27 protein-coding genes are annotated in these 22,554 nt (G+C 63.9%); 11 read left to right on the forward strand and 16 right to left on the reverse strand.

The features are described 5' to 3' along the window. Positions 1 to 13: 13 nt before the first annotated feature. Positions 14 to 1,867, forward strand: coding sequence for a TonB-dependent receptor domain-containing protein (locus ABM562_RS08520; protein ID WP_460421417.1), 1,854 nt, complete (start codon positions 14 to 16; stop codon positions 1,865 to 1,867). Here ABM562_RS08520 and ABM562_RS08525 read toward each other — a convergent pair. The 12 genes from ABM562_RS08525 to nrdR all read right to left on the reverse strand — a co-directional run bounded on the left by ABM562_RS08525 (position 1,845) and on the right by nrdR (position 10,534). After that, on the reverse strand, positions 1,845 to 2,654 hold the full coding sequence (locus tag ABM562_RS08525; RefSeq protein WP_115085109.1) for a cobalamin-binding protein: 810 nt from the start codon (positions 2,652 to 2,654) through the stop codon (positions 1,845 to 1,847). The genes ABM562_RS08520 and ABM562_RS08525 overlap by 23 nt on opposite strands. Next, the gene (locus ABM562_RS08530) at positions 2,654 to 3,073 is read right to left on the reverse strand and encodes an MFS transporter (protein ID WP_115085108.1); all 420 of its coding nucleotides are present in this window, start codon (positions 3,071 to 3,073) and stop codon (positions 2,654 to 2,656) included. The genes ABM562_RS08525 and ABM562_RS08530 overlap by 1 nt, the downstream gene beginning before the upstream one ends. After that, on the reverse strand, positions 3,070 to 3,687 hold the full coding sequence (gene ribA, locus ABM562_RS08535; RefSeq protein ID WP_115085107.1) for a GTP cyclohydrolase II: 618 nt from the start codon (positions 3,685 to 3,687) through the stop codon (positions 3,070 to 3,072). The genes ABM562_RS08530 and ribA overlap by 4 nt, the downstream gene beginning before the upstream one ends. Before the next feature lie 113 nt (positions 3,688 to 3,800). Beyond that, positions 3,801 to 4,553, reverse strand: a complete 753-nt coding sequence (locus ABM562_RS08540) for a substrate-binding periplasmic protein (RefSeq protein ID WP_134061298.1) — start codon at positions 4,551 to 4,553, stop codon at positions 3,801 to 3,803. 12 nt (positions 4,554 to 4,565) lie between these two features. Then, entirely contained in the window at positions 4,566 to 5,069 is a 504-nt protein-coding gene (locus ABM562_RS08545; protein WP_115085105.1) for a phosphatidylglycerophosphatase A family protein, read from the reverse strand. Further along, a complete protein-coding gene (thiL, locus tag ABM562_RS08550) occupies positions 5,066 to 6,031 on the reverse strand; it encodes a thiamine-phosphate kinase (protein ID WP_460421420.1) in 966 nt (321 codons plus the stop codon). The genes ABM562_RS08545 and thiL overlap by 4 nt, the downstream gene beginning before the upstream one ends. Before the next feature lie 18 nt (positions 6,032 to 6,049). Then, a complete protein-coding gene (gene nusB, locus ABM562_RS08555; protein WP_115085103.1) occupies positions 6,050 to 6,550 on the reverse strand; it encodes a transcription antitermination factor NusB in 501 nt (166 codons plus the stop codon). After that, the gene (gene ribH / locus ABM562_RS08560) at positions 6,547 to 7,023 is read right to left on the reverse strand and encodes a 6,7-dimethyl-8-ribityllumazine synthase (protein WP_010222842.1); all 477 of its coding nucleotides are present in this window, start codon (positions 7,021 to 7,023) and stop codon (positions 6,547 to 6,549) included. Before ribH ends, nusB begins: the two co-directional genes overlap by 4 nt. A gap of 89 nt (positions 7,024 to 7,112) precedes the next feature. Continuing rightward, complete coding sequence (gene ribBA, locus ABM562_RS08565; protein ID WP_115085102.1) at positions 7,113 to 8,207, reverse strand: bifunctional 3,4-dihydroxy-2-butanone-4-phosphate synthase/GTP cyclohydrolase II; 1,095 nt, start codon at positions 8,205 to 8,207, stop codon at positions 7,113 to 7,115. 18 nt (positions 8,208 to 8,225) lie between these two features. Beyond that, positions 8,226 to 8,891 carry a riboflavin synthase gene (locus ABM562_RS08570; RefSeq protein WP_010222840.1) on the reverse strand — a complete coding sequence of 222 codons (666 nt, stop codon included), beginning with the start codon at positions 8,889 to 8,891 and terminating at the stop codon, positions 8,226 to 8,228. A 45-nt stretch (positions 8,892 to 8,936) separates the two neighbouring features. Next, positions 8,937 to 10,067 carry a bifunctional diaminohydroxyphosphoribosylaminopyrimidine deaminase/5-amino-6-(5-phosphoribosylamino)uracil reductase RibD gene (ribD, locus tag ABM562_RS08575; protein ID WP_115085101.1) on the reverse strand — a complete coding sequence of 377 codons (1,131 nt, stop codon included), beginning with the start codon at positions 10,065 to 10,067 and terminating at the stop codon, positions 8,937 to 8,939. Between the two features lie 2 nt (positions 10,068 to 10,069). Beyond that, positions 10,070 to 10,534, reverse strand: a complete 465-nt coding sequence (gene nrdR, locus ABM562_RS08580; protein ID WP_010222838.1) for a transcriptional regulator NrdR — start codon at positions 10,532 to 10,534, stop codon at positions 10,070 to 10,072. 107 nt (positions 10,535 to 10,641) lie between these two features. On the opposite strand from nrdR, the gene ABM562_RS08585 reads away from it, so the two are divergent. The 3 genes from ABM562_RS08585 to trxA are packed head-to-tail and all read left to right on the forward strand — an operon-like array spanning position 10,642 to position 12,651. Continuing rightward, the gene (locus tag ABM562_RS08585; RefSeq protein WP_115085099.1) at positions 10,642 to 11,088 is read left to right on the forward strand and encodes a hypothetical protein; all 447 of its coding nucleotides are present in this window, start codon (positions 10,642 to 10,644) and stop codon (positions 11,086 to 11,088) included. Further along, positions 11,088 to 11,747: a class I SAM-dependent methyltransferase gene (locus ABM562_RS08590; protein ID WP_115085098.1), complete on the forward strand. Its 660-nt coding sequence runs from the start codon at positions 11,088 to 11,090 to the stop codon at positions 11,745 to 11,747. The genes ABM562_RS08585 and ABM562_RS08590 overlap by 1 nt, the downstream gene beginning before the upstream one ends. Positions 11,748 to 11,778: 31 nt before the next feature. After that, positions 11,779 to 12,651 (forward strand): thioredoxin, encoded by an 873-nt coding sequence (trxA, locus tag ABM562_RS08595; protein WP_460421424.1) that lies wholly within the window; start codon positions 11,779 to 11,781, stop codon positions 12,649 to 12,651. Positions 12,652 to 12,717: 66 nt separating this feature from the next. On the opposite strand, the gene ABM562_RS08600 is transcribed toward trxA, so the two are convergent. Next, complete coding sequence (locus ABM562_RS08600) at positions 12,718 to 13,062, reverse strand: hypothetical protein (RefSeq protein WP_460421426.1); 345 nt, start codon at positions 13,060 to 13,062, stop codon at positions 12,718 to 12,720. A gap of 132 nt (positions 13,063 to 13,194) precedes the next feature. Between ABM562_RS08600 and ABM562_RS08605 the strand changes: the two genes are divergently transcribed. The 5 genes from ABM562_RS08605 to ABM562_RS08625 all read left to right on the forward strand — a co-directional run bounded on the left by ABM562_RS08605 (position 13,195) and on the right by ABM562_RS08625 (position 17,122). After that, positions 13,195 to 13,773, forward strand: a complete 579-nt coding sequence (locus ABM562_RS08605; protein WP_460421428.1) for a DUF2796 domain-containing protein — start codon at positions 13,195 to 13,197, stop codon at positions 13,771 to 13,773. A gap of 46 nt (positions 13,774 to 13,819) precedes the next feature. Continuing rightward, a complete protein-coding gene (locus ABM562_RS08610) occupies positions 13,820 to 14,539 on the forward strand; it encodes an ABC transporter ATP-binding protein (RefSeq protein WP_115085094.1) in 720 nt (239 codons plus the stop codon). Further along, positions 14,539 to 15,804 carry an ABC transporter permease gene (locus ABM562_RS08615; RefSeq protein WP_115085093.1) on the forward strand — a complete coding sequence of 422 codons (1,266 nt, stop codon included), beginning with the start codon at positions 14,539 to 14,541 and terminating at the stop codon, positions 15,802 to 15,804. Before ABM562_RS08610 ends, ABM562_RS08615 begins: the two co-directional genes overlap by 1 nt. An 8-nt stretch (positions 15,805 to 15,812) precedes the next feature. Beyond that, positions 15,813 to 16,328, forward strand: a complete 516-nt coding sequence (locus ABM562_RS08620; RefSeq protein ID WP_115085092.1) for a DUF3299 domain-containing protein — start codon at positions 15,813 to 15,815, stop codon at positions 16,326 to 16,328. A gap of 110 nt (positions 16,329 to 16,438) precedes the next feature. Beyond that, complete coding sequence (locus ABM562_RS08625; protein WP_115085091.1) at positions 16,439 to 17,122, forward strand: OmpW/AlkL family protein; 684 nt, start codon at positions 16,439 to 16,441, stop codon at positions 17,120 to 17,122. A 77-nt stretch (positions 17,123 to 17,199) separates the two neighbouring features. On the opposite strand, the gene ABM562_RS08630 is transcribed toward ABM562_RS08625, so the two are convergent. Both ABM562_RS08630 and ABM562_RS08635 read right to left on the reverse strand, forming a co-directional pair. Continuing rightward, a complete protein-coding gene (locus ABM562_RS08630) occupies positions 17,200 to 18,129 on the reverse strand; it encodes an NAD-dependent epimerase/dehydratase family protein (protein WP_115085090.1) in 930 nt (309 codons plus the stop codon). Continuing rightward, a complete protein-coding gene (locus ABM562_RS08635; RefSeq protein ID WP_045199991.1) occupies positions 18,122 to 19,006 on the reverse strand; it encodes a sugar nucleotide-binding protein in 885 nt (294 codons plus the stop codon). Before ABM562_RS08635 ends, ABM562_RS08630 begins: the two co-directional genes overlap by 8 nt. Before the next feature lie 215 nt (positions 19,007 to 19,221). On the opposite strand from ABM562_RS08635, the gene ABM562_RS08640 reads away from it, so the two are divergent. Further along, positions 19,222 to 20,061: an alpha/beta hydrolase gene (locus ABM562_RS08640; protein ID WP_115085089.1), complete on the forward strand. Its 840-nt coding sequence runs from the start codon at positions 19,222 to 19,224 to the stop codon at positions 20,059 to 20,061. 6 nt (positions 20,062 to 20,067) lie between these two features. Here ABM562_RS08640 and ABM562_RS08645 read toward each other — a convergent pair whose 3' ends face one another. After that, the gene (locus ABM562_RS08645; RefSeq protein WP_460421432.1) at positions 20,068 to 20,886 is read right to left on the reverse strand and encodes a helix-turn-helix domain-containing protein; all 819 of its coding nucleotides are present in this window, start codon (positions 20,884 to 20,886) and stop codon (positions 20,068 to 20,070) included. 175 nt (positions 20,887 to 21,061) lie between these two features. Here ABM562_RS08645 and ABM562_RS08650 point away from each other — a divergent pair, with 175 nt between their 5' ends. Continuing rightward, complete coding sequence (locus ABM562_RS08650; protein WP_115085087.1) at positions 21,062 to 22,504, forward strand: alanine/glycine:cation symporter family protein; 1,443 nt, start codon at positions 21,062 to 21,064, stop codon at positions 22,502 to 22,504. Positions 22,505 to 22,554: the final 50 nt, after the last annotated feature.

A 22,554-nucleotide genomic window follows, 5' to 3' on the forward strand; every position in this document is an offset into this window, starting at 1 on the left:
AATGGAACTGCCCATGAAATCCCTGCGCCTGGTAGCCCCACTCCTGCTATTGCCGACCACCCTGCTGGCCGAGCCCATCGACCGCGAAAGCGCCCTGAAGCTGCCCGACACGCTGATCAGCGCCAACCGCCAGGTCGAAGACCGCACCCAGACCAGCGCCGCCAACACGGTGTTCACCCGTGCTGACATCGACCGCCTGCAACCTTCCAGCATCACTGACCTGCTGACCCGGGTACCCGGCGTTCAGGTCTCGCGCACCGGCGGGCGTGGCAGCCTGCCCGGCATCTTCATTCGCGGCACCAAGTCGGCCCAGAGCCTGGTGCTGGTGGACGGCGTACGCATCGCCAACACCTCGTCCGGTGACAGCGGCCTGCAGTTTCTCAACATCGATCAGATCGAGCGGGTCGAAGTACTGCGCGGGTCGCGCTCGGCGATCTACGGCAGCGATGCGATTGGCGGGGTGATCCAGATCTTCACCCGCCGCGCCAGCACGCCCGGCCTGCAGCCACGCCTGCACCTGGCCGGCGGCAGCAACAAGACCTGGCAGCGTGATGTTGGCCTGTCCGGTGGTGACGAGCGCACCCGTTTCAACCTCGCCGCCGGCCTGGACGAAACCGCTGGCATCAACGCCACCCGCGAATCGTTTCCCGCCAACGGCGATCACGATGCCTACCGCAACAAGAGCCTGAGCCTGAACCTCAGCCATGTCGCCAGCGACTCGCTGGAGCTGGGCCTGAACTGGCTCGACAGCCACGGGCGCAGCGAATACGACAACCTGTTTGGCGACCAGAGCCAGCCTTATACCGACTTCAACGTCTCCAGCGTCGGCACTTATGCCGACGCCCAGCTCACCGAGATGTGGCATTCACGCCTGGAGCTGGGCCACAGCGAAAACCGTGATACCAAGCGCGACTCGCTGCAACCGGGCGGTAGCGAGTTCAACACCTATCGCGATTCGCTGAACTGGCAGAATGACCTGAGCCTCGACGAACACAACAACCTGCTGCTGGGTGGCGACTGGTACCAGGACCGCCTGCACGGCAGCACGCCCCTGGACGAAGACAGCCGCTGGAACCGCGCCGCCTTTGTGCAGCACCGCTACAAGGGCGACAGCTTCAGCACCGAAGTGGGCGTGCGCCGCGACCAGAACCAGCAGTTCGGCAGCCAGAACAGCTGGAGCGCCAGCCTCGGCCTGCCGCTCAACGCGGACAACGACCTGCTGCTGTCCTACAGCGAAGGCTTCCGCGCGCCGACCTTCAATGACCTCTACTACCCGGACTTTGGCAACCCCGACCTCAAGCCCGAGCGCTCGAAAAGCTACGAATTGCAATGGCGCAGCCAACTGGCTGAAACCACCCGGCTGGAGGCGTCGCTGTACCGCACCGACCTGCGCAATGCGATCTCCCTGGGCCCCAACTACATTCCGCACAATGTCGGTTCGGCACGGATCAACGGCTTCGAAGCCAGCCTGCATCAGGCGTGGTTCGGCTGGCAGAGCAACCTGGGCCTGTCGCTGATCGACCCGCGTGACCGCGATTCCGGGCACACCCTGGAACGCCGTGCCCGCCGTACCTTGAGCCTGGACCTGGATCGCCAGTTCAATCGCCTGGGCCTCGGTGCCAGCTGGCAGGCGGTCAGCAGCAGTTACGCGGATGCGGACAACAAACGCTCACTCAGTGGCTACGGTCTGCTCGGTTTGCGCAGCAGCTGGAACCTGAGCCGCGAGATTCGCCTGGAGCTCAAAGCCGATAACCTGCTGGACAAAGCCTACAGCCGCGCGCAGTACAACTATGGCGCAGGCTATGCTGACTATCGCGAAGAGGGCCGAACCTGGCTATTGGGCGTCACCTGGACGCCGGCGCTTTAGCCTGCAACAACGCACACAACTTCGCCGTCGCTTCGATCATCTGCCCACTGGGGCGCTCCAGGCCTTTGTCCGGCACCTGCAGCAACAGGCCGTCGCGCACTGCCGCAACGTTGGGCCAGGCCTTCCAGGCGTCTAGCTGAGGCTGATCGGGGGCGAGGATGACCTGGGGATTGCGCGCCAGCACGGTCTCCAGGTTGACCTGAGGCGCCGGCTGGGTGAGGTCGGCGAACACGTTGCGCGCGCCACAGACGCTGAGGGCATCGGAGATGATCTGATAGCCACCGACGGTGTACAGCGGCTTGTCCCAGACCTGATAGAACACCGACAGCGGGCGCTCTCGGCGGTACTGTTGGCGTAACGCTGCAAGGCGGCTGCGCAAGGCATCGGCCAACTGCCCGCCTTGCTCCTTGCGCCCGATGCGCACGCCAATTTCGTCGACCTGGGAAACCAGGTCATCCAGCTCGTGCACATCGACGCTATACAGCGGGATACCGAGACGTTCGAGCTGGTCGCGCTGGGCCGCCGGCACGCTGCCCGGCCAGTACAGCACCAGATCCGGGCGCACGCTGAGCAGGCGCTCCATGTCCAGTTGGCCATAGCGGCCAACCAGCGGCACGTCTTCCAGTTGCGCCGGCCGTTCGTGCCACTCGGCCATGCCCACCAGCAGATCGCCGGCCTGCAGGTCGAGAATGATTTCAGTGATCGAAGGCGCCAGGCTGACCACTCGCGGCGCTGCCGCCAATGGCATGCCGAGGGCCAGCAGCAACAGCCACAGGTAACGGCGCATCAGCCGAGCTGGCGAGGGATACGGTAGAGGTAGAGCAGGACCAGGCTGGAGATCGCCAGGAGGATCTGCGGCACCGCCTCAAGGCCGACGAATACCGACAGCGCTGCGACCCAGGCCGGCAGGCAGGCGAACAGCATGCCCAGCCGGCGGATGCGCGCCAGTTCGATCCAGGCACCTGGCTCGTCGTCAGTGTTCAAGGCTTTCTGGGTCGCGATCAGCCCATGCTTGTACGCACCGAAGCGCGGCAGGCTGAGGAACATCGACGCCACGCCGGCGATGAACATCGGCATGGCCAGGATCGGAATCAGCGCCTGCACGCCACCAAAGGCCCAGGCGAACACCAGCAACGGTGCCAGCGCCACCGCCAGGTACTGCCACCAGGCCAGCTCCAGACGACGGCGAACCTGGGCGCGGGTCACGCCCGACCGGCCTCGCCCTGGTGCTCGTTGCCCATCATGTGGCCGAGCTTGCCGGCTTTGGTCGCCAGGTAGTGTTTGTTATGCGGGTTGTGGCCGGTGTGCAGCGGCACGCGCTCGGCAACCGGGATGCCCATGCTGGTGAGGGCCTTTACCTTGCGCGGGTTGTTGGTCATCAGCCGCAGCGACTTGACCCCCAGATGCTCGAGCATCGGCTGGCACATGCCGTAGTCACGCTGGTCGGCGGCAAAGCCCAGGCGCTCGTTGGCCTCGACAGTGTCGGCGCCGCCGTCTTGCAGCTCGTAGGCGCGGATCTTGTTCAACAGGCCAATGCCGCGGCCTTCCTGGCGCAGGTACAGCAGCACGCCGCGGCCTTCGCGGGCGATCGCCTGCAGGGCCGCTTCGAGTTGCGAACCGCAGTCGCAGCGCTGGCTGAACAAGGCGTCGCCGGTCAGGCATTCGGAATGCAGGCGCCCCAGCACCGGCTGCCCGTCGGCCACATCACCCAGGCTGAGCACGACGTGCTCGCGGCCGGTGGCTTCATCGAGAAAACCATGCATGGTGAAGGTCGCAAAGGGGGTAGGCAGCTTGGAAGCGGCAACAAAAACGACGGGCACGTTGTGCTCCTGATCAGTAACTTGAAAATTGACGTGGGGCGATTGTATCAGCAGCGCAGCGCCGCTGCTTAGGCTGAATTATTGGGCAAACAGATCGAGAGGTTCGATATTGCCTAACGGTTCTTGCCCTCGCCGCCGAACGGATACGGCTGTTGCCAGTGCTCGAAGATCGCCCGCAACTCGCCACTGGCCACCAGCTTGTCCATGCGTTGATCGAACAGGGCGCGCAACGCTTTGCCCTCGGCAGTGCGGCCAAAGGCGATGTACAGCGGCAGTTCGGCCAGGTGGCTGCGGCGGAACAGCTCGGGCTTGGGCGCCTGTTCGAGGACATAGTCGACTTCGGTCAGGGCATCGATGTAGAAGTCGACGCGATCGTGCTCAAGCATCGGCAAAATCCCCTCGCGGCGCTGGATCTCGCGAAAATGGCCGACGTTGGGCAGGTAGTTCTTGTAGTCATAACCGCGCACCCAGGCCAGGCGATATTGGCCAAGGGTCTGCTGGGTGGGCACAGGACGGCTGGCCAGGCCCAGGGCATAGATATGGTCCATGTCGAAGTACCAGCGCGGGTAGAGGTTGTCGGCGTTCTCTTCGTGATAGGAGCCGACCCAGGCATCCGCCTCACCACGCTTGACCAGGCCGACCGCACGGCTGTACGGCGCACTCAGGGTACGGACCTTGACGCCGGCCGGCTCGAACACCTTGCGCAGCACGTCCCAGGCCAGGCCGCTGCCATCGGCGTTGGTGTAATCGAGCCATTCCTCACTGACCAGACGGACCTGGCCGGGCGTCGCCAAGGGCGCATCAGCCGCCTTTACCACATTTGCCGCCAGAACCAGCAACAACAGCAACAGCCGCCATCCCGTCATCACCCCGCTCCCTTAGGTAAAGCTCCATACCAGAACCTGCATGCCCAGCCAGGCAAACACCCCCGCCAGCACATCGTCGAGCATGATCCCGACCCCGCCATGTACGTGACGGTCAACCCAGCGGATCGGCCAGGGCTTGAGGATGTCGAAAAAGCGGAACATCAAGAAGCCCGCCAGCAGCCACAACCAGCCTTCTGGCACCAGCCACAGGGTGATCCACATACCGACCATTTCGTCCCAGACGATCCCCTCATGGTCGTGGACTTTCAGGTCATCGGCGACCTTGCCGCACAGCCAGAAGCCGAACAGCATGGTCAGGCCGAGCATCAGCCAGTAGCCCCAGTCGGGGAGCATCTGCCACAACGGGATAAAAGGTAGAGCCACCAGCGAGCCCCAGGTTCCCGGCGCCTTGGGCAAAGTCCCGGAGCCGAAGCCGAAAGCCAGAAAATGCCAGGGATTGCGCCAGACCGACGGCGGAACGAACTCCGCTGGCACCTGTTTGGGGTGATCGGTCACGGTGTCTCCTTAAAATGTTGATAGCCCCGGGTTTGCGGGGTGATGTCCTGGCCGCCGCCATCGAGCAGGCGCACGCCGCTCCCGGCACCGACCCGCCCGACCACATGGATCGGCCAGCCGGCCGCCAGCAGGGACGCAAGCTCGGCTTCGGGCAGGGTGAAGGCCAGGACGTAATCATCGCCCCCGGCCAGTGCCGCCTGTTGCGCGCCGTCGTGGCCGAGAACAGCCTGCAGTGCCGCCGACAACGGTAACCGCTCAAGCTCGACCTGCAATGCCACATCCGACGCCTTGGCGATATGCCCACAATCGGCGAGCAGGCCGTCGGAGATGTCCAGCGCCGCCGTAGCCTTGCCGCGCAACGCCTGGCCCAACGCCAGTTGCGGCTGCGGCGACCAGTAATGGGCAAGCAGGAGCTCGGCCTGGGCAGCATCGGCCACGCGTTCGCCCAGCACCAGCGGCAAGGCACCGGCGGCATTGCCCAGCTCGCCACCGACACAGAGCAGATCACCGGCTCGCGCACCGCTGCGGGTCAGGGCCAGGCCGCCCGGCACACGGCCGAACACGGTCATGGTCAGGCTCAGCGGGCCACGGGTGGTATCACCGCCAATCAGGCTCAGCTGGCAACTTTCGGCCATCTGGTTCAAACCGCGGGCATAGGCTTGCAGCCAGTCGGCGCGAACCTCCGGCAGGGTCAGGGCAAGGGTAAAGCCGATGGGCGTGGCGCCCATGGCCGCCAGGTCACTGGCAGCGACGGCCAGCGAACGCTGACCGAGCAGAAAAGGGTCGCAGACAGCCGGGAAATGCACCCCGGCCACCAGCGTATCGGTGGAGATCGCCAGCTGTTCGCCCGGTGGCACGCTGAGCAAGGCGCAATCATCGCCAATGCCCAGCGCCACGCCTTCACCACCTTGCGCACAGGACGCGGCGGCGAAGTAATGACGAATCAGCTCGAACTCACCCATTGGCACATAGCGCCGCAATCAGCGCTTGAACGCCTTGACTTCGGCTTCACGCAGGCGTGGAGCCAGCTTGTCGAGCACGCCATTGACGAATTTGTGGCCGTCGGTGGCGCCAAACACTTTGGCCAGTTCCACACCTTCGTTGATCACGACGCGGTACGGGACGTCAACGCGCATCATGAACTCCCAGGTGGACAGGCGCAGCACTGCCAGTTCAACTGGATCGAGCTCTTCAAGGGCCAGGTCCAGGCACGGCTTCAGTGCTTCGTCGATTTCGGCCTTTTTCACCGGAACCCCGTGAAGGATTTCGCGGAAGTAGGCACCGTCGACATCGGTGAAATCGTTATCGACCCGGAACTGCGCTTCGATCTCGTTCAGCGACTGCTTGGCCATGTGCCATTGGTACAGGGCCTGAGTCGCGAGCTGACGGGCTTCGCGACGCTTGGCGCTTTTCGATGGCTTGCCAGCATCCGCAGGTTTTGGATCGCGCGGGTTGAAACGATCGCTTTCGTCGCTAATCACTTGGCCTCCAACTGCGCCAGCAGGCTGACCATTTCCAGAGCGGACAGGGCAGCTTCGGCGCCCTTGTTGCCGGCCTTGGTGCCGGAACGCTCAATGGCCTGTTCGATCGAGTCGACGGTCAGGACACCGAAGGAGACCGGCACGCCGAACTCCATGGACACCTGGGCCAGGCCCTTGGTGCATTCGCCCGCTACGTACTCGAAATGCGGGGTACCGCCACGGATCACGGCGCCCAGGGCGATGATCGCGGCATATTCGCTTTGCTGGGCGACTTTCTGTGCTACCAGCGGGATTTCGAAGGCACCCGGGGCACGGATGATGGTGATGTCGCTTTCGTTCACACCGTGGCGAACCAGGGCGTCAACGGCACCGCTCACCAGGCTTTCGACAACGAAGCTGTTGAAGCGGCCAACCACCAAAGCATAGCGACCTTTGGGGGCGATGAAGGTACCTTCGATGGTCTTCAGGGTCATTCCGGAGTTCTCATCTTAAAGAGCCAGGCCGCAAACGGGCGGCCTGTGGGGGTTTGGGACACGAATGGCAGCGCGACAAACCGCCTGCTTTATTCGGAGGGCACGTATTCTACAACTTCCAGATCGAATCCGGATATCGCATTGAACTTCATTGGCGAACTCATCAGGCGCATTTTGCGCACGCCGAGGTCGCGCAGGATCTGCGAACCGGCACCGACGGTGCTGTAGGTGGTCGGGGTTTTCGCCTGCGGGGCAGCGTCGGCGCTTTCGCGAATGTGCGCCAGCAGCACGTCGCCATCGAGCGGGTGACCGAGCAGCAGCACCACACCGCTGCCAGCGTCTGCAACGGCGCTCATGGCCGCGCGCAGGCTCCAGCGGCCCGGTTGCTTGACCATCAGCAGGTCGCGCAGCGGGTCCATGTTGTGCACCCGTACCAGGGTCGGTTCTTCGGCGCAGATGTTGCCCAGGGTCAGGGCCATGTGCACGTCGCCCTCGACCGAGTCACGGTAGGTGACCAGGTTGAAATGGCCCAGCTCGCTGTCCAGCGGCTGCTCGGAAACCCGCTGAACGGTACGTTCGTGGATCATCCGGTAGTGGATCAGGTCGGCGATGGTGCCGATCTTGATGTTGTGTTCGGCGGCGAAGGTTTCCAGCTCGGCACGACGGGACATGGTGCCGTCATCGTTCATCACCTCGCAGATCACCCCGCTCGGCTCGAAACCGGCCATGCGCGCCAGGTCGCAGGCAGCTTCGGTGTGGCCGGCACGGGCCAGGGTACCACCCGGCTGGGCCATCAACGGGAAGATGTGACCGGGGCTGACGATGTCTTCAGCCTTGGCATCACGGGCAGCGGCAGCCTGCACGGTGCGCGCGCGGTCGGCGGCGGAGATGCCGGTGGTGACTCCGGTGGCGGCTTCGATCGACACGGTGAACTTGGTACCGAAGCCCGAGCCATTACGTGGCGCCATCAGCGGCAGCTTGAGCGTTTCGCAGCGCTCGCGCGACATCGGCATGCAGATCAGGCCCCGGGCGTGCTTGGCCATGAAGTTGATGTGTTCGGCCTTGCAGCACTCGGCGGCCATGATCAGGTCGCCTTCGTTCTCGCGGTCTTCGTCGTCCATGAGGATGACCATTTTGCCCTGGCGGATGTCTTCGACCAGTTCTTCGATGCTGTTGAGCGCCACGTGGCACCCCCTTTCAAATCAGGATTTCAGGTAGCCGTTGGCGGCCAGGAAACTTTCGGTGATGCCGCTGCCTTTGCTCGGCTCGGCGGCCTTGTCACCCAGCAGCAGACGCTCCAGGTAACGTGCCAGCAGGTCGACCTCAAGGTTCACCCGACGACCTGGACGGTAGTCGGCCATGATGGTTTCGGCCAGGGTGTGCGGGACGATGGTCAGCTCGAACTCGGCGCCATCGACGACGTTCACCGTCAGGCTGGTGCCGTCGACGGTGATCGAGCCCTTGTGGGCAATGTATTTGGCCAGTTCTTTCGGCGCACGGATGCGGAACTGGATGGCGCGGGCGTTATCGCTGCGCGAGACCACTTCGCCGACGCCGTCGACGTGGCCGCTGACCAGGTGACCGCCCAGGCGGGTGGTCGGTGTCAGGGCCTTTTCCAGGTTGACCCGGCTGCCGCTTTTGAGCTCGTTGAAGGCGGTGCAGTCGAGGGTTTCGCGGCTGACGTCGGCCCAGAAGCCATCGCCAGGCAGTTCGACCGCAGTCAGGCACACGCCGTTGACGGCGATGCTGTCGCCCAGTTTGACGTCGCCCAGGTCGAGCTTGCCGGTTTCGACATACACCCGCACATCACCGCCTTTGGGGGTCAGGGAACGGATGCTGCCAATCGATTCGATGATGCCGGTGAACATGGAGTCCTCCTCGAGAACAGGGCTGCGCGTGGCGCTAGCCGCAAATTATACGCCGGGCGCCGGCTTCGGTACCGCAGTGACTCGCCAGTCATCGCCTATTGCGCGCATTTCGGTGATCTGCAAATGGGGCGCCTGGCTCATTTTTTCCAGTGGCCAGTCGAGCAATGGCCGGGCATTGGAGCCGAGAATGCGCCCGGCGACAAAAATCTGATACTCATCGATCAGGCCCTGCCGGGCAAAGGCACCGACCAAGCCGGCGCCGGCTTCGACCAGCACTTCGTTGATGCCACGGGCCGCCAGCTCGAGCATCAGTGCGGGCAAATCGACGCGGCCATCGCTGCCCGGCAGGTGTAACAACTCATGCCCGGCTTCAACATAACGCGGGTCGACTTCAGCGGCGGTTACCACCAGGGCCGGCCCCGCTTGAAAGAACGCTGCATCGAGCGGCAAACGCAAACGGCCGTCGATCAACACCCGCAAAGGTGGACGGGCCAGGGCCAGCGCGGTGGTTTCAGGGTCCAGGCCAAGTTCTTCGCCGCGCACGGTCATCCGCGCGTTATCGGCCAGCACGCTTTCGGCGCTGGTCAGCACCACGCTGGATCGTGCACGCAAACGCTGCACCGCCGAGCGCGCCGCCGGGCCGGTGATCCACTGGCTCTCGCCGCTGGCCATGGCCGTGCGGCCGTCCAGGCTCATCGCCAGCTTGGCCCGCACGAACGGCAGGCCGTGTTCCATGCGCTTGAGAAAACCCGGGTTCAGGGCGCGGGCTTCAGCTTCAAGCACACCGCTGGCGACTTCTATGCCAGCGTCGGCCAGGCGCTTGAGGCCTTGGCCGGCGACTTGCGGATTAGGGTCCTGCATGGCCGCTACCACCCGCGCCACGCCGGCCTTGACCAGCGCCTCGGCACAGGGCGGCGTGCGCCCGTGGTGGCTGCACGGCTCAAGGGTGACGTAGGCACAGGCGCCGCGGGCCAGCTCACCGGCCTGGCGCAAGGCATGTACTTCGGCATGGGGCTCGCCGGCACGCACGTGCCAGCCTTCACCGACGACCTGGCCATCACGGACGATCACGCAGCCGACGCGCGGGTTCGGGTGGGTGGAGTACAAGCCCTTGCGGGCCAACTCGATGGCCCGGGCCATGTAGTGCGCATCAAGCACCGCGCGTTCGCTGGACATGCTCACTCTTTAGCCGGCACACGGGCCAGGCGGTCGATTTCTTCACGGAACTCGTTGAGGTCCTGGAAGCGCCGGTACACGGAGGCAAAGCGGATATAGGCGACTTCATCGAGCTTCTGCAGCTCGGCCATGACCAGCTCGCCAACCACCAGCGACTTGATCTCGCGCTCGCCGGTGGCCCGCAGCTTGTGCTTGATGTGCGCCAGCGCCGCTTCCAGGCGCTCGACGCTGACCGGACGTTTTTCCAGGGCGCGCTGCATACCGGCGCGCAGTTTTTCTTCGTCGAAGGGCTGGCGGCTGCCGTCCTGCTTGATCAGCCGGGGCAGAACCAGTTCGGCGGTTTCGAAGGTGGTGAAGCGCTCACCGCAGGCAACGCATTCGCGCCGACGGCGCACTTGCTCGCCCTCGGCAACCAGTCGCGAGTCGATGACCTTGGTGTCGTTGGCACCGCAGAAGGGACAGTGCATGGTGGCAGGCAACAAAAAAAGGGAGGGCCATGGTAGCGCATCCCACTGGCAAGACAAGCCAAAGGGGTTACCATCCAGTGAGGAAATATGCCGCGAAGGAATTCCCCATGCCATCAAGAGCGCTTGTCGTGCTCAGTTTCGCCGCCCTGCTGGCCGCTTGCAGCAGCGATAAACCCCAGCCTGCGCCGGCCCCGAAAGCCCCTGTAGCCAGCAAACCGGCCAAAGAACTCGGCCCGCTGCCGGCCTATCAGCGCGAGTTGAGCGGCACTTTGCTCAACATCCCGGTCGGTGCCGAAGTCGAACTGGCCTTGCTGGTGATCGATGAACGTGGCCGTCCGCAAGGCCTGCTGGCCAGCAGCACGTTCAGCGGCAATGGCCTGGACCTGCCGTTTCGCCTGCGCTTCAACCCCGAAGCCTTTCCGGCCGGTGCGCGGGTCGAGCTGCGCGGCCGCGCGAGCAAATCCGGGCAACTGATCCTGCACCTGCCGCCCCTGCGTATCGCCCAGGCACAAACCCAGGCTACCGGCCCGCTGCGCTTCGAAAAGGCGCCATGATGGCGCCCGCTCCGCTGCAACAGGCCTTGAGCGAACTGCTGGGTGACGCGCAACTGGTGGTCAGCGATCTGCCCGAGTGCGCGCTCAGGTTGTGGCTGATCGATGCGCAGAACATGGACCGCGCCTTCAGCTCCGAAGAAACCCGGCGCATCCTCCACGAACCGCCGTACTGGAGCTTCTGCTGGGCCAGCGGCCTGGCCATGGCACGGTATCTGGACGAGCACCGGCACTGGGTCGAAGGCAAGCGCGTGCTCGATTTTGGCGCAGGGTCCGGCATTGCCGGTATTGCCGCGGCCAAGGCCGGGGCGCTTGAAGTCGTCGCCTGCGATCTTGATCCACTAGCGCTGCACGCCTGCCGGGCCAACGCCGAACTCAACGAGGTGGAACTGAGCTATTCCAGCGATTTCTTCCAGGAGGCCGACCGTTTCGACTTGATCCTGGTCGCCGATGTGCTCTACGACCGCGCCAACCTGCCGCTGCTGGATGAATTCCTCAGCCGAGGCCAGCAGGCCCTGGTGGCCGATTCACGGGTACGGGATTTCAGCCATCCGCTGTACCGGTCCCTGGGTGTGCTGGATGCCCTGACCTTGCCGGACCTGGCCGAGCCCCACGAATTCCGCCGGGTCAGCCTGTACCACGCCAGCCGCCAGCCTTTATAGTGATGCCATTCACGGATTTTCGAGAGTCGCGATGAACCCTGCTACCCCGTACATATTCGACGCCACGGCCACCGACTTCGATCAGTCGGTGATCCAGAACTCTTTCCACAAACCGGTGCTGGTCGATTTCTGGGCCGAGTGGTGCGCGCCGTGCAAGGCGCTGATGCCGCTGCTGGCGCAGATCACCGAGAGTTACCAGGGCGAACTGCTGTTGGCCAAGGTCAACTGCGATATCGAGCAGGACATCGTTGCCCGCTTCGGCATCCGCAGCCTGCCGACCGTGGTGCTGTTCAAGGATGGTCAGCCCGTGGACGGCTTTGCCGGTGCCCAGCCGGAGTCGGCGATTCGCACCCTGCTCGAACCCCACGTAAAACTGCCGCCACCCGCTGCCGCCGACCCGCTGGAACTGGCCCAGGCACTGTTCGCCGAAGGGCGCTTCAGCGAAGCCGAGAGCACCCTCAAGGCACTGCTCACGGAAGACAACAGCAATGCCGGTGCGCTGATCCTCTATGCCCGTTGCCTGGCTGAGCGGGGCGAGCTGGGTGAAGCCCAGACCGTGCTCGACGCGGTCAAGAGCGATGAGCACAAGGCCGCCCTCGCCGGCGCCAAGGCGCAACTGACCTTCCTGGGCCTGGCCGCCAGCCTGCCGGAAGTCGCCGACCTGAAAGCGCGCCTGGCGCAGAATGGCGAAGATGATGAAGCGGCGTATCAGCTGTGCATACAGCAACTGTCGCGCCTGCAGTACGAGGCGGCGCTGGAAGGCTTGCTGAAGCTGTTCAAGCGCAATCGCGGCTACGATGGCGGGGTGGCGCACAAGACCTTGCTGCAGGTATTTGACCTGCTGGGGAATGACCATCCGCTGGTCGGCACCTATCGTCGCAAGTTGTTTGCTGCCTTGTATTGAATTGATCGCGGGGCAAACCCGCTCCTGCTGATCTTGTAGGAGCGGGCTTGCCCCGCGATACCCTCATCACCCCACCCAGTGATAAACCGGCGCATCCGCCCCGCTTTCCACCTTCACCTCGGCACTATGGCGCAAGCGAACCAACAAGCGCTTGCCGGCCGCCGTACTCCCCGCCAGCCCTTCCAGATGCTCGAGCAACTCCGGCCCGTTGAGCTGCCCGGCCTTGCGCAGCACCTCGCGCGCGGCCTGCCATAGCGCATCATCCGGTCGCACCGCTGCCACGGGAGCGGCAGCCACCGCCGGCGCTGGCGCCACAGCAACCAGCTGACCGCCCAGTTGTGCCCATTCCGCCGGGTCCAGTTCCAGGGTCAGGTCTACCGGCCAGTCGCCGATGTGTCCGCGAATTCGCATGGGTTTGTCCTTGTGCGCAATCAATGGGCCCATGCTCCCACGCCAACGCCTCATCGCCAAGCACACTGGCGCGGCCCGAACAAGTTGTTATAACATTACCAAATCCATCCAGTGCCTCTGCGGAGTCCGCCCATGCGTCGTCTGTTGCTTGCCTTGCCGTTTGCCTTGTTGCCCCTGGCCGTCGCTCATGCCCACGACGACCACGATCACGATCATGACCACGCTCATGGCAGCCTCGCCGCCCATGAGCACGGCGTTGCCCGCCTCAATGTAGTGCTGGACGACAAGACCCTGGAGCTGGAACTGGACAGCCCGGCGATGAACCTGGTCGGCTTCGAACACCCGGCCACCAGCGCCGCCGACAAGGCCAAGGTCGCTGCCGTACGCACACAATTGGAAAAACCATTGGCCCTGTTCGGCCTGGCTAAAGCGGCCAACTGCAGCGAGAGTGATCAGGAGCTGGAAAGCCCGCTGTTCGGCGACAAGCCGGCAGTCGATGACGATGGCGACGAGCACGAAGGCCACGCACACAGTGAAATCCATGCCCATTACCAGCTGGCCTGTGACAAGCCCGGCGAGCTCAAGAGCCTCGACCTGAGCCCATTGTTCAAGGCCTTCCCCGCCACCCAGAAAATTGCGCTACAACTGATCGGGCCCAACGGCCAACAAGGTGTCGAAGCGACCCCGGCCAAGGCCACGATCAACTTCTGATAGCCCTTTTGCAGCGAAACGCCCGGGGTAACCCGGGCGTTCATTTATGAGCCAGGCACTGATTGAACTGACCGACCTGGGCTTTGCCTGGCCGGGCCAAGCCCCCCTGCTGGATATTCCCGCCCTGCGCCTGGAAGCCGGCGAATCGCTGTTTCTCAAAGGCCCCAGCGGCAGCGGCAAGACCACCCTGCTCGGCCTGCTCGGCGGCGTGCAAAAACCCGATCGCGGCAGCATCCGCCTGCTCGGCCAGGACTTGAGCGAACTGAAGCTGGCCGCCCGCGACCGCTTTCGGGTCGACCACACCGGTTACATCTTCCAGCAGTTCAACCTGCTGCCGTTCCTCTCGGTACGGGAGAACGTCGAACTGCCCTGCCGCTTCTCGCGCAGCCGCGCGCAACGCGCCGCCGAGCGCCACGGCAGCATCGACCAGGCCGCCGCCAGCCTGCTTGCTCACCTGGGTTTGAAAGACCCGGCGCTGCTCGCCCGCCGCGCCGACAGCCTGTCGATCGGCCAGCAGCAGCGTGTCGCGGCCGCCCGGGCCTTGATCGGCCAGCCGGAACTGGTGATCGCCGACGAGCCGACGTCCGCCCTCGATGCCGACACCCGTGAAGCCTTCATTCGCCTGTTGTTCGCCGAGTGCCGTGCCGCCGGTTCCAGCCTGCTGTTTGTCAGCCACGACCAGAGCCTGGCGCCGTTGTTCGACCGTCAGCTGTCCCTTGCCGAACTCAACCGTGCGGCCCAGCCGGCCAATGACCTGGAGGCCTGATGTACCTGCTCCGCCTTGCCTTGGCCAGCCTGGCCAACCGCCGCTTTACTGCTTTTTTGACCGCCTTCGCCATTGCACTCTCGGTGTGCCTGCTGCTGGCGGTCGAGCGGGTGCGCACCGAAGCCCGCGCCAGCTTCGCCAGCACCATCAGCGGCACCGACCTGATCGTCGGCGCCCGCTCAGGCTCGGTGAACCTGCTGCTGTACTCGGTGTTTCGCATCGGCAACGCCACCAACAACATTCGTTGGGAGAGCTTCGAACACTACGCCAGCGACAAACGGGTGAAATGGGCCATCCCCATCTCCCTGGGCGATTCGCATCGCGGCTACCGGGTAATGGGCACCGACGCACGCTATTTCGAGCACTACCAGTACGGCCGCAAGCAGCACCTGCAACTGGCCGAGGGACGGGCCTTTGCCAGTGATCCGTTCGAGGTGGTGCTTGGCGCCGAAGTGGCCGACGCCCTGCACTACAAGCTTGGCGACAAACTGGTGCTGGCTCATGGCGTGGCAGCCATCAGCCTGGTCAAGCACGATGACAAACCCTTCACCGTGGTCGGCGTGCTGCAACGCACCGGCACTCCCGTCGACCGTACTTTACACATCAGCCTGGGCGGGATGGAAGCCATCCACATCGACTGGCACAACGGCATGCCAGCCCGCGGCGCTGGGCGCATCAGCGCCGAGCAGGCGCGCAACATGGACCTCGAGCCCGTAGCCATCACCGCGTTCATGCTCGGCCTGAACAACAAGGTGGCAACCTTCAGCCTGCAACGGGAAATCAACGAGTACCGCGGCGAACCGCTGCTGGCGATCCTCCCCGGTGTAGCCCTGCAAGAGCTCTGGAGCCTGATGGGCACGGCTGAGCAGGCACTGTTCGTGGTCTCGTTGTTTGTGGTACTGACCGGCCTGATCGGCATGCTCACCGCGATCCTCACCAGCCTCAATGAACGGCGCCGGGAAATGGCCATCCTGCGCTCGGTAGGCGCGCGCCCCTGGCACATTGCCGGGCTGCTGGTGCTCGAAGCCCTGGCCTTGGCGGTAGCCGGTATCGGCGCCGGGCTGGCCTTGTTATACGGCGGCATCGCCCTGGCTCAGGGCTACGTGCAAGCCAACTACGGCCTGTTGCTGCCGCTGGCCTGGCCCAGCGCCCATGAGTGGACCTTGCTGGGCATCATTCTTGGCGCTGCCCTGCTGATGGGCAGCGTGCCGGCCTGGCGCGCCTATCGCCAGTCGCTGGCCGACGGCCTGTCCATTCACCTGTGAGCACCTCGATGACCCGCGCCCTGCTGCTGTTACTGCTGTTGATCGCCTCGCCCTTGTGGGCGGCCGAACCCCGCACCCTGGAATGGCAGCAACTGATCCCGGCCGGGGCGCCGGTGATCCAGCCGCAGCTGGCGCCGTTGCACGACCTCTCGCAATTGAGTGATGCCCTGGCCGCGGAAGCGGCGCCAGCAGCGCGGCAAACCGCACCCAATGCCCCGGTGGTCAAGGCCCTGGATGGCCAGCAGGTGAAACTGCCCGGCTATATCGTGCCACTGGAAGTCAGCGAGGAAGGCCGCACCACCGAGTTCCTGCTGGTGCCTTACTACGGCGCCTGCATTCATGTGCCGCCACCGCCGTCGAACCAGATCGTTCACATCTTCAGCGAGATTGGCGTGAAGGTCGAAGACCTCTACCAGCCTTACTGGATCGAAGGCCAGATGCAGGTCAAAGCCACCAGCAGTGAACTGGCCGATGCCGGATATCAGATGGAAGCCGAGAAAATCTACGCATACGAGCTAGAATAAATGGCCGCCTGCAGGGCTTTGACGATTTCATTGAGCTGAGTCAAAAGTCGCCGTCCGTCAGCTCCTTACCATTGGACTCATTAAATTCTAAACGTCCTTTGGGAGCTTCCATGAACAAGTCCTTGCTTGGCGCCTCGCTCGTTGCTCTGGCGCTTGCAGCCCCTGTTGCCCACGCCCACCAGGCTGGCGACTTCATCCTGCGTGCCGGTGCGATCACTACCGCTCCCAACGAGAACAGCGGCGACATCAAGCTCGACGGCACCAAGATGTCCGGCACCAAGGCAACCCTGGACAGCGACACCCAACTGGGTCTGGCTTTCGCCTACATGCTGACCGACCACATCGGCCTCGAGCTGCTGGCCGCCACCCCGTTCCAGCACACCGTTGGCGTCAAGGGTCTGGGCGCGGGCCTGGATGGCAAGCTGGGCGACATCAAGCAACTGCCACCGACCCTGTCGCTGCAGTACTACCCGATGGAAGCTTCGTCGAAGTTCCAGCCTTACGCTGGTATCGGCCTGAACTACACCATGTTCTTTGACGAAGACCTGAGCAGCAACCGCAAAGCTCAAGGCTTCAGCAACATGAAGTTGAAAGATTCGGTCGGCCTGGCCGGTCAGTTGGGCATGGACTACATGATCAACGACAACTTCCTGGTCAACGCCGCGGTCTGGTACGTCGACATCGACACCAAGGCCACCATCGACGGCCCGAGCGCCCTGGGCGTCGGCAAGACCAAGGTCGACGTGGATGTCGATCCATGGGTCTACATGGTGGGTGTAGGCTACAAGTTCTAAGCGTCGTTTAAACACAAATCGCGGGGCAAGCCCGCTCCTACAGCACTTGTAGGAGCGGGCTTGCCCCGCGATGCATTTCAGCGCCCTAAAAGACGCGCCAGCCCATCGGCCAGTGGCGTCGGCTCAGGGAAGTCAAAACGGCTCAGCAAACGCTGATTGTTCGCCCGCGAATGGCGGATATCACCCGAGCGCGCTGGCCCATGACTGATCGCCGGCAAATCGCCAACCACCGATTTCAGCGCGGCCAGCAACTGGTTCAGCGAAGTGGCCTGATTCAGGCCGATATTCACCGCGCCCTCTTCGACTTCCGCCATCTCCAGTGCCTGGACCATCACCGTCACCAGATCGCCGACATAGAGAAAGTCGCGAGTCTGCTCGCCATCGCCAAACAGGGTGATCGGCGTCCCGTTCAGGGCGCGCTCGCAGAAAATGCTGATGACCCCGGAATACGGCGAGGACGGATCCTGGCGCGGGCCGAAGATGTTGAAGAAGCGAAACACTACCGGTTCCAGGCCATGCTGACGGCGGTAGAAGTCCAGGTATTGCTCGCTGGCCAGCTTGTCTACCGCGTAAGGCGTCAACGGCGCCTTGGGCGTATCTTCCTCGATCGACTGGCCTTCGCCGTTATTGCCATAAACCGCAGCGCTGGAGGCAAACAACACGCGCTTGATGCCGTTCAGGCGCATGGCCTCGCAGACATTCAGGGTGCCGATGAAGTTGCTCTGGTGGGTTTTCACCGGGTCATCCACCGAGGCCTGCACCGAGGCCACGGCGGCCAGGTGCACCACTGCCTGACAACCGGCAGCCACGCGTTTGACCAGCTCGGCGTCGGCGACGTCGCCTTCGACCAGTTCCAGACGCGGGTTATCTACTTGGAGGTTGCCTGGTTTGCCGGTCGACAGGTCATCGAGGATACGCACGGCATAACCTTTGGCCAGCAGCGCATCGCTCAGGTGGGAACCGATGAAGCCAGCGCCACCGGTGATCAGAATAGGGGCATCAGCCATGACGATAGAAGCGATCCAGTAAGGGCGGCAAACCGGCGCGCCAGGCGCGGGGTTTGATACCAAAGGTGTGGAGAATTTTCTTGCAGGCCAGTACCGCATGCTGCGGTTCTTCGCTGGCGTCCGGGCGCGCGGCGTGGGCCTGCGCGGTCGGTGCCTGTACCGCCAGCTTATGCAACTGGGCCGCTTCTGTGAGGATAGCCTGCCCCAGCGCCAGCGGCGTGGTCGCCTCGTTGCCGGCGTAGTGATAGGTGCCCCACAGCGGCGCGGCGCAATCGAGCTGCTTGAGTACCGAAAGGATCACCCGCGCGGCGTCGTCCACCGGGGTCGGGTTGCCACGCCGGTCATCGGCCAACAGCAGCTCCTGGGGTTGCTCGGCGCGGGTCAGGAAGCGCCCGAGCACACCGTCGATGCTCTCGTCGAGCACCCAGCCAAAGCGCAGCAGTACATGTTGCGGGCAGGTGGCGCGTACGCTCTGCTCGATGCGCCACAAGGCCTGGCCACGCAGGCCCAGCGGCACTGGCTCATCCTTTTCGCTGTAGGCCGTGGCCCGCGAGCCATCGAAGACCCGGTAGCTGGACGGCTGGACGAGAATGATGTTGTGGTGCTGACACAGCTCGGCCAGGCGCTCGACTGCGCGTTCCTGCTGGGCCAGGCGCTGCTCGCTGACTGCTTCGGCCTGGAACCAGTCGAAATAGTAGGCCAGGTTGATCAGCGCATCGGGGCGGGTGTCGTCGAGCAGTTGGGTCAGGCTCGCTGGATCCCAGCCGCTGTCCGGCGGGCGCGGCGCCAGAAAGCCGATATCTTCCTCGGCCCCGAGACGAATCAGCGCTTGCCCGAGGGCACTTCCACCACCCAACAGCATCAGGCGCATTCGCATAGAGTCAGCAGGTCCGATCAGTTTATTGGAAGAAAGCCTTCATTTTGCGGTTTCCGGCAGGGGAAGTCCAACACAGGGGCACCCGTCCCGCCCGGCGTTGCGTCGAGGGCGAGTTTTTGCCCCTGCGTAATCTACCTATACTAGATCCGGAGTAATCTGGCACAGGCAACCCGCTCGGCACGTGGCGGCATCATCAGTTCCTGGAGACGGTGTCCATGCATCTGGAAGCAACCTCGACCCAACGTTCCACCTGGCAATACGACGAACCCACCCCCGGCACCGAACGCTTCATCAGCGAAACCTTCGACGGCTTCCAGCAACAGGCGCGGCTGCTGATACCCGATCAGGAGCGCGCCGCGCCGCTGTTCGTGATCGGTGGTGCGCGCTCTGACTTCACCCGCCTCAACCCGCTGTTGTATCGCCTGCAACAGCAGGGTATCGGCTCGCTGACCGGCAACCTCTCAGGCCATAGCCTGGCGGCCGAGCCCGGCGCACCACAACCGTCGCTGACCACCAACCTGGAGGAGGCGCAGCGCTTTCACCGGCATATCGCCGAGCGCTGCCAGACCCTGCTCGGCCACAGTCTCGGCGGCGCCATCGCGCTGAAACTGGCCGCGCAAACACCGGCCATCGACAAGCTGGTGCTGATCTGCCCGGCGGTTTACCCGGATGCCGCCCACCAGGCGCCCTTCGGCCCGGCCTTCACCGAGGCGATCCGCCAGCCCTACGGGTTTCTCGACTGCGACAGCTACGAATTCCTGCGCAAGTTCCAAGGCCGGGTGCTGCTGGTGATCGGCGAGTTCGACGGGCTCAACTCCAGGGCTTATGGGCAAGGCGAAGGCACCTCGGCCGGCACCTTGTGGCTGGCCGGTGCCCAGCGTTACAGCCCGATCCCCGAAGAAGTCACCCAGGCCCTGCTGCGCGCAGTGCCGGCGCCGCACCTGGAATGCCTGCTACTGACCGATTGCGATCACGGCATCGCCGCGCACCTGCGCGACAAGCCGGCCGTGGCCGATCAGGTGGCGCAGGTGGTGGCCGAGTTCATTCTCGGCTGAGCGCGGTTATTCGATCTCGAACAGGCCGTTACGGATCGGCCCGGCGCTGAGGCGTTCGCGTACGTCGTCGTCGATCCGCGGATCGTCCGGGCGGTACAGCTTGACCTGGCGGTAGGCGCTGATGCGGTTGATCTCGGTGCCCAGGTATTCCCACACCACCCGGGTGCAGGCCGGGGTGCGCCGGTCGCCGCTGGAAACCCCGGTCTTGAGGCCGTTGAGGCGGGTAATGCGGCTCTTGAAGCTGGGTATCAGGATGGTCTGGCTCATCTCGTTGACGGTCAGCGATTCGTAGTCGAGCAAAAACAAGCGGTCCTGCAACTGGAACGCCGCGCCCAGGTAGCGGCAACGCACCCAATCTTCGGCCTGAACGTCGGTGCTGCTGGAGCGCTCCTGACGCTCCTGACGCTCGAACAAAAAACTGCCGCGCTCTTCCCGCAGGTGCACCAGCGACAGCAGGATCGAGCCCGGTACCGACATGCAGTTGGAGTATTCGAAGTAATAACCGCAGTAGCGCGACAGGTTGCCGGCCTGTTCACGCAACGGCCGCAGCAGTTCGGCCAGCGGGTCGTCCTGGCTCACTGCGGGGTTGGCGGCACTGCGGGCACCGATCAGGCGGGCGAACAGCTCCGGCGGCAAACCCAGCTCGTAATCCTCGACACCGAAGAAATCGCCGATGCGCTTGAGGTTGTATGCCGTCGGCTGGCTCTGCCCGCTCAGGTACTTGTTGAACTGCGCGCGGTTGATCGACAGCTGCCGGCAAACTTCCGAGATAGAGCGGTAGTGGCTGCAGGCAAGCTTGAGATTGGTGCCGAGATATTCGCTCATGTGAGCCGTTCCAGGTGATGCGACAGGCGCCAGTTTAGCATCAAGTCGCATCAACTGAGAGCAACCCGCGAAATTGTAACCAACCTTGTCATGACCAACCATGCGCCCCCATGGATACGGCGCATCGACGCCGGCCTGTCGTCTTTCATGCGAAGAATAAGAATCGAGGTATTACATGCTCGAAGCGCTCAACGATTTCCTCTCGGGGAAACTCCTCATCGTGCTTATCGTCGGACTCGGCAGCTATTTCACCCTGCGCTCCCGTTTCGTCCAGTTCCGCCATTTCGGCCACATGTTCAGCGTCTTCAAGGAATCCCTGCGCGGCCAGGCCGGCCAACTGAGCTCGTTCCAGGCGCTGATGCTGAGCCTGGCCGGCCGTGTCGGTGCCGGTAACATCGCCGGTGTCGGCATCGCCGTGACCCTCGGCGGCCCGGGGGCGGTGTTCTGGATGTGGGTAACCGCGCTGGTGGGCATGTCCAGCAGCTTTTTCGAGTGCACCCTGGCCCAGGTCTACAAGCGGAGCGACGGCAACGGCCTGTACCGTGGCGGCCCGGCCTACTACATCCAGCACGGCTTGAAGCTGCGCTGGATGGCAATGGTGTTCGCGATCCTGCTGCTGGTGACCTACGGCTTCACCTTCAACGGCCTGCAGTCCTACACCGTGACCCACTCGCTGCAGAACGCTTTCGGCTTCGAACCGCAGTACACCGGCATCGCCCTGGCCGCCCTGCTCGGCCTGGTGTTCATCGGTGGTATCAAGCGTATCGCCTCGGTTTCGGACCTGCTGGTACCGATCAAGACCCTGGCCTACATCGGTGTGACCCTGTACGTGATCTTCACCCAGATCGAACACGTGCCGGCCATGCTCGAAACCATCATCAAAAGCGCTTTCGGCCTTGATCCGGCCTTTGCCGGCCTGCTCGGCAGCGCCATCGTCATGGGCGTGAAGCGTGGCGTGTTCGCCAACGAAGCCGGCCTTGGCAGTGCGCCGAACGTTGCCGCTGTTGCCGCTGTACGCCACCCGGCGGCCCAGGGCGTGGTCCAGGCCTTCTCGGTGTTCCTCGATACCTTCGTGATCTGCACCTGCACCGCGCTGCTGATCCTGCTCTCGGGCTTCTATACCCCAGGCTTCGAAGGTGACGGCATCGCCCTGACCCAGAACTCCCTGGCCGCCGTGGTCGGTGACTGGGGGCGGATCTTCGTCAGCGTGGCCCTGTCGTTGTTCGTCTTCACCTGCATCCTCTACAACTACTACCTGGGTGAAACCAGCCTGCAGTTCTTCACTCGTAACCGCCTGGTGCTGCTGAGCTACCGCGGCCTGGTGCTGCTGCTGATCCTCTGGGGCTCGGTGCAGAACCTGTCAACCGTATTCGCCTTTGCCGACATCACCATGACCTGCCTGGCGTTCGTCAACCTGATCGCCCTGGCCCTGCTGTTCAAGGTCGGCCTGCGCGTGATGCGCGACTACGACGAACAGCGCCGCGCCGGTATCGCCCAGCCGGTGTTCGATGCGTCGAAGTTTTCCGACCTCGACCTGGACCCGCAAGCCTGGCCGGTCAAGCCGGTTGCTGAAGCCGAGGCTGAAGTGGCTGTCGGTCAGGCTCAGACCCAGCGCTGATCCATACTGCAGAAAAAGCCGCCCCGTTCGTGGGCGGCTTCCCCCTCCCC

The organism is Pseudomonas sp. ZL2 (assembly GCF_054788455.1).